This window comes from Acinetobacter sp. ANC5681 (assembly GCF_023488045.1).
GTDB lineage: Bacteria > Pseudomonadota > Gammaproteobacteria > Pseudomonadales > Moraxellaceae > Acinetobacter.
The window spans coordinates 1-3,883 of record NZ_JAMFKZ010000062.1; the positions used below are offsets into that span (position 1 = coordinate 1).

3 protein-coding genes and 2 pseudogenes are annotated in these 3,883 nt (G+C 39.3%); 2 read left to right on the top strand and 3 right to left on the bottom strand.

The window, feature by feature from the left end; genetic code table 11:
• Positions 1 to 1,315 (bottom strand): DNA polymerase III subunit gamma/tau (gene dnaX, locus M5121_RS15550; RefSeq protein ID WP_249571673.1); only part of this gene is annotated, 1,315 nt, incomplete at its 3' end.
• Positions 1,316 to 1,518: 203 nt separating this feature from the next.
• Here dnaX and M5121_RS15555 point away from each other — a divergent pair.
• A complete protein-coding gene (locus M5121_RS15555; RefSeq protein WP_087547799.1) occupies positions 1,519 to 2,679 on the top strand; it encodes a ribosomal protein uL16 3-hydroxylase in 1,161 nt (386 codons plus the stop codon).
• A 105-nt stretch (positions 2,680 to 2,784) separates the two neighbouring features.
• On the opposite strand, the pseudogene M5121_RS15560 reads toward M5121_RS15555, so the two are convergent.
• Together M5121_RS15560 and M5121_RS15565 are read right to left on the bottom strand one after the other, a co-directional pair.
• Positions 2,785 to 2,914, bottom strand: a pseudogene (locus M5121_RS15560) (IS5/IS1182 family transposase); the annotation flags it as partial.
• 95 nt (positions 2,915 to 3,009) lie between these two features.
• Positions 3,010 to 3,192: pseudogene (locus M5121_RS15565) on the bottom strand (transposase); the annotation flags it as partial.
• Between the two features lie 121 nt (positions 3,193 to 3,313).
• Here M5121_RS15565 and M5121_RS15570 point away from each other — a divergent pair.
• A partial coding sequence (locus tag M5121_RS15570) for an MFS transporter (protein WP_249571674.1) occupies positions 3,314 to 3,883 on the top strand: 570 nt, incomplete at its 3' end.

Here is a 3,883-nt window from a genome sequence, read left to right on the forward strand (position 1 = left end):
GTTCAGGTTCAGGTTCAGGTTCAGGTTCAGGTTCAGGTTCAGGTTCAGGTTCAGGTTCAGGTTCAGGTTCAGGTTCAGGTTCAGGTTCAGGTTCAGGTTCAGGTTCAACGCTAACCGCTTCTTGCTGAAATGCAAACTGATTTTCTGTACTTGAATCCTGTACAGGCTGATGCGCTTCAGGCGCTGTAATTTGCGTAACAGGTGTTGCAGTTACGATAACTTCATTCAAATTCAACGGTCTAAACGCCAGTAAACGCAACACCGTCATTTCAAAGCCTTGCTCTTGCGTCACCGCAAGTTGCAACTCAGCTCGACCTTTACAGGCAATTTGATAATACAACTGCAAATCTTGGGCAGAAATGAGTTTCGACAATTGTAGAATCTTCTGGTTAATTTCTTCACTATATTTCAGTGCAAGATCAGGTAAATATTGCAACAACGCCAATTCATGCAAGGTAGAAACCAATTGGTCTAAAACCAAGGACACATCTAAAGCTTGCTGTCTAAATTGTAGAAGGAGCTGACTTACCCGTGCTTGCTGATTGTGATGAATAGCAAGAATCAGGTCATAAATAATGGTTCGGTCAATCAAACCGAGCATATCTTTAACATCTTGATGATGGACTGCACCTTGACCATAAGCAATTGCTTGGTCTGTTAAAGACAAGGCATCACGTAATGAACCTTGTGCAGATTCTGCAATTTGCCAAATCGCATCTTGATCGGCTTCGATATGCTCTTTATTTAAAATTGCTGTCAAATGTTCCGTAATTTCATCAACAGCCAAAGGACGTAACGTAAATTGCAAACAGCGCGAGATGACGGTGATCGGCAATTTCTGTGGATCTGTCGTTGCAAAGAGGAACTTCACATGCTCTGGTGGTTCTTCCAGAGTTTTGAGCAAGGCATTAAATGAATGCGTTGAAAGCATATGCACTTCATCGATCAGATAGACCTTGAAGCGACCCTGCGTCGGCGCATAAGGCACATTGTCGAGTAACTCGCGGGTATCTTCAACCTTGGTCCGTGATGCCGCATCGATTTCAATTAAATCAATAAAACGACCTTCATTGACCGCCTTACAAGTTGCACAAACTTCACACGGCGTTGAAGTGACCCCTGTCTCGCAGTTCAAACACTTGGCTAAAATACGGGCAATCGTGGTTTTCCCGACACCGCGCGTTCCTGTAAACAAATAAGCATGATGCAAACGCCCACGTTCTAATGCGCTGGTTAAAGCACGAGAAACATGGTTTTGCCCAACTAACTCATTGAAATTACGAGGACGGTATTTTCTTGCCAGTACTTGATACATGTATGCTCCTTTCTGCATCTTAAGCATACTGTTTTTTTGAAAGGCTGTGAACGAGTCCACTTCTAATTGATCAAGATTAAATACTTTCTGAAGCTTTTAAACCGAATTTCTTATAGATTTACTTACAATCATCACAAGACTTGCACCGATATTCAACTCAATAGAGAATACACCATAATTTTTAAGTTGCTGGTCTCTTTGACATGTCTGAATCCTTAGCGGTACTCGGCGGTATTACCGCAGAACAATTCTTGAATGAATATTGGCAAAAAAAACCATTGTTAGTTCGCAATGCAATGCCTGAAATTATGGGTTTATTAGAACCCGAAGATGTCAAGGAACTAGCGCTAGAAGAAGATGTCAGTGCTCGCTTGATTCGTCAAAAAAATAAAAATCCAAATGAATGGCATGTAAAATCATCACCACTCACTAAAGGCGATTTCCAAAAGTTACCGAATCTTTGGACTATCCTGGTTCAAGCGGTGGACCATTATTCTTTTGATATTGCTGAGCTCTGGAAAAAATTTCCATTTATTCCTCAATGGCGCCGCGATGACATCATGGTCTCTTATGCACCTAAAGGTGGCTCTGTTGGTAAGCACTTCGATTTCTATGATGTATTCCTTGTACAAGGGCATGGTCATCGCCGTTGGCAACTCGGTCAAATGTGTGATGAATCAACAGAGTTTGTTGCAGATCAACCATTAAAACTCCTTTCTCAAATGAGTGTAAATTTTGATGAGGTACTTGCACCTGGCGATCTATTATATGTACCACCTGGTCTTGCTCATTATGGCGTTGCCGAGGATGATTGTTTAACTTTCTCATTTGGCTTCCGTATGCCAAATTTAGCTGAAATGACAGATCGACTCAGTGAACAATTCGCAAAAAACTCAGTCTTAACAAATCCTCTCGTGGATATTACTCGCATAAAAACAAATGCTATTGGAGAGATAAATAATTCCGAATTTTCTTATCTCAAGACTCAATTACTTGATTATCTCACTCAAGCACCAGAATTTGATGCTGCGATCATGGCATACATGAGTGAGTCTAAATATCCCAATAGTATTCCTGAGCCAGAAGAAATTGTGGTAGATGATTTACTTGAAGTTATCAATGGCGGCTATCAACTTATTCTAGAACCTGCATCAAGATTGCTCTATAGACAACAAGATCAATTATTAGACTTTTGGGCAAATGGGGAAAATATCTGTATTTCTCAATCTTTCCAAGCACAACTGAAACAAATTGCAGATGGTGAAAGCTTAACATTTGATGAAGAATTTAATCATACGGATATTTTAGAAGATATCGTATTGTTACTGAATCAAGCAGTTATTATGTTGCTACCACCTCATTAAGCCTGATACATCCTCTAATTAAAGTAGAAGTAGTTGCGACTATTTCTACTTTTATGATTTGACATAAATAATTAAAACTTTTTTATAATAGACTTATTTCATAAATCATCTTTTACTCAGCTCCAAGTTATAGATTCCAGCAATTAAATTGAATCTCAAACCGAGTCTTTTGCCTCTATTTCGATAACGTTCGGCAAGGGATCTTGAAGGTTTTCAGGCTGCCAAATACATGCTCAATACCCATTCTTCTTTTATTGATTTACTGATTATAGGTTGTCATCAAAAAGTAAACATGTATTCTTTTCCGAATTGTTTTGATACTTTCTCCACTCATTGCTCTATTTTATCAGCTGTCATGACTTGAAAATCTCGCCAATCATATTTCATTTGCTTCCATACCATCTCGATTCGATTTAACTCAGGCCTATAAGCTGGAATAAAATACAGATTCGTCGAAAAATTAGTTTTAAGTAGTTCTCTGTAATCAGCCATCTTTTTACTTCTATGAATTGCCAAGGTATAGCCAAAAGGCTCTACGAAATCTGATAAATATGCACAATCAATACGATAAGCTTAAGATCTAAAGTATCTTGATGGTTATAATTTAGATCTCTCTATGTTCTGATTAAAACAGTTGTTAAATTTATCTCCTCAACCTAATTTCTCTCTTTTTCTAGTGATTTTCTCCTTAGCAGTTGGTAGTTTCTGTATTGGAACGACTGAATTTGTTGCTATGGGGTTGATTCAAGAAATCGCTACTGATTTAAATGTCAGTGTTCCACATGCAGGCTATTTCATTAGCGCCTATGCGCTTGGTGTTATGGTTGGCGCACCGATTATTGCAATTTTAGGAGCTAAAGTACCGCGTAAAACGCTATTACTCAGCTTGATGTTATTTTATGGTTTAGCCAATGCCGCCACTGCCTTCGCAACAACATCTGAAGCTATGCTGATATCGCGTTTTATTGCAGGCTTTCCTCATGGTGCTTATTTTGGTGTAGCCGCATTAGTTGCAGCCGAATTGGCAGGAAAACAACGTAGAGCAACTGCGATTGCACAAGTCATGATGGGACTCACCCTTGCAAATGTGATTGGGGTTCCTATTGCAACTTGGCTTGGTCAGCAATTTGGTTGGAAATCTGGTTTTGAGTTTTCTGCCGTGATTGCCTTTATTACTTTAATCGGTGTCAGCCTTTTCATTCCC